At 46.1% G+C, this 1,911-nt stretch carries 3 protein-coding genes; all 3 read left to right on the top strand.

What is annotated here, in order from left to right:
• Nucleotides 1-253, top strand: a 253-nt coding sequence (locus ACS8FD_RS13475; RefSeq protein WP_439276255.1) for an NAD(P)/FAD-dependent oxidoreductase, incomplete at its 5' end; no start/stop codon positions are given.
• 92 nt (nucleotides 254-345) lie between these two features.
• Nucleotides 346-1,212, top strand: a complete 867-nt coding sequence (gene dapA / locus ACS8FD_RS13470; RefSeq protein ID WP_439261424.1) for a 4-hydroxy-tetrahydrodipicolinate synthase — start codon at nucleotides 346-348, stop codon at nucleotides 1,210-1,212.
• Nucleotides 1,213-1,310: 98 nt separating this feature from the next.
• The coding region (locus ACS8FD_RS13465; RefSeq protein WP_439276254.1) for an aldehyde dehydrogenase family protein at nucleotides 1,311-1,911 on the top strand (601 nt) is incomplete at its 3' end.

Raw genomic sequence — 1,911 nt, 5'->3', positions numbered from 1 at the left:
ATTGCAACAAGCGCAGCCCATGTTAAAAGCACCATTAAATGCAACGGACAGTGTGCCATGGATGGGTTTTCGACCTTCAACAGCGGATTCACTACCCATCATAGATAGGATTGACCAAGTATTTTTAAACTTCGGGCATCAGCATTTGGGCCTAACGCAAGCCGTCGTCAGTGCACGCATGGTCGCGGAGCTATATTTTAATGAGCCGCCTGTAATAGACCCAAAACCATATCGACTTAACCGTTTCAAATAGGCAGTTTATGACTGCCGTATAGCAAGCAAAAAAAGCAACCGATTCAATACTGAATCACCATTATTTAAATCACTACCAATAAGGAAAGACTTATGAATATTAATGGAATCTTAGTCCCAATCGTTACCCCATTTGACACTAACGGTAACGTTGATGCGCAAAAACTAACGGCGCTGGTCGAAGCCTTTATCGATAAAGGCGTTGCTGGTATCGTCGCTTGCGGCACTACTGGTGAATACTACACGTTTTCAGATGCTGAGCGTGAGTTAGTGTTGACCACTATTGCTGAAGCTGCAAAAAATAAAGTGACCCTTATCGCTGGTATTAACAGCTTATCAACCGATCATTCTATTGAGCTTGCCGCACAAGCAAAAACCTTAGGTTATGACGGTCTCATGCTATCTGCGACGCCTTATAGCTTACCTGAGCAAGATGGCATCATCGCTCACTTTGAAAAAGTGGCCGACGCCAGCGAGCTGCCAATCATCATGTACAACTTCCCGGATCGTGTCGGCGTTGCCATTGAATTTGACACGGTTGCTCATCTAGCCAAGCACCCTAACATCGTCGGCGTAAAAGAAAGTAGCGGCGACTTTAGCCATGCGTTACGTATGCTACAAGCTGATTTTGATGAATTTGAAGTGGTCTGTGGCTGCGACGATCAACCCGTTGACTTCTTCTTTTGGGGTGCAAAAAGCTGGATCGCAGGCGCAGCAAACGTCTTTCCAGCCGAACAAGTCGCTCTTTTTGATGCCACCCAGCAAGGCGACTGGGATAAAGCCAAGCAAATCATGAGTGAGATTTATCCTGCCATTCATTCTATGGAGTCTGGCAACTACAACCAAAAGGCCAAAGCGGGATGCTTAAACGGCACTATGGATGTTGGCTCAGTTCGCGTACCACTCACGGACATGCCAGCAGATGAAAAATCAGAGTTTTTAGCATTGCTGTCTAAATAACATTCAGCTTAGTAAAAGTACTGTTAAGGATAACCAACGCTAAATTTGATGCCGTAGTTAAACTGACGGCATCAAACTTAGCAGACAAGGATTAAAAAATGAGCACCACAAAAGAAATAACTACTAAAGAGCAAGTATTCGAGCAAGCAAAACAACAAAAACTATGGGCGGGTCACTTAATCGCCGCCGAAAATCTATCAACAGAGACCTTAGACAATTACACCCCTATTGATAACAGCGTCATCGGTCAAATCGCCTCAGGTAACGCCGATGATGTTGACATTGCCGTCAAGGTCGCACGCGATAGCTTTGAGAATGGTGAATGGCGACGTCTAGCACCAGCTGAGCGTAAAACCATCATGCAGCGCTGGTGTGCGCTCATGCATGAGCATTTCGAGGAGCTGGCAGCATTAGATTGTGTGGATGCGGGCAAGCCGATTACCGAATGCTTAAACACTGACATGCCAGCGACTATCGAGACTTTTGAATGGTATGCCGAAGCAGCTGATAAGGTATTTGGTAAAGTCGCGCCGACAGGTAGCGCGGCTTTAGGACTTATTGTGCAAGAGCCCATTGGTGTCGTTGGTGCAGTATTACCTTGGAATTTTCCAGCCCAAATGTATGCATGGAAAGTCGCTCCTGCTCTCATCTCAGGCAACTCTGTCATTGTTAAACCCGCTGAGCTGACCTCCCTATCCG

The organism is Psychrobacter sp. 1U2, from assembly GCF_051847575.1.
The sequence above is the reverse complement of the archived record's forward strand: the minus strand, read 5'-3'. Positions and strand labels throughout refer to the sequence as shown.

Excerpts from the sequence above, each read along its gene's own strand:
- dapA (WP_439261424.1), top strand. The coding sequence starts at position 346 with ATGAATATTAATGGAATCTTAGTCCCAATCGTTACCCCATTTGACACT.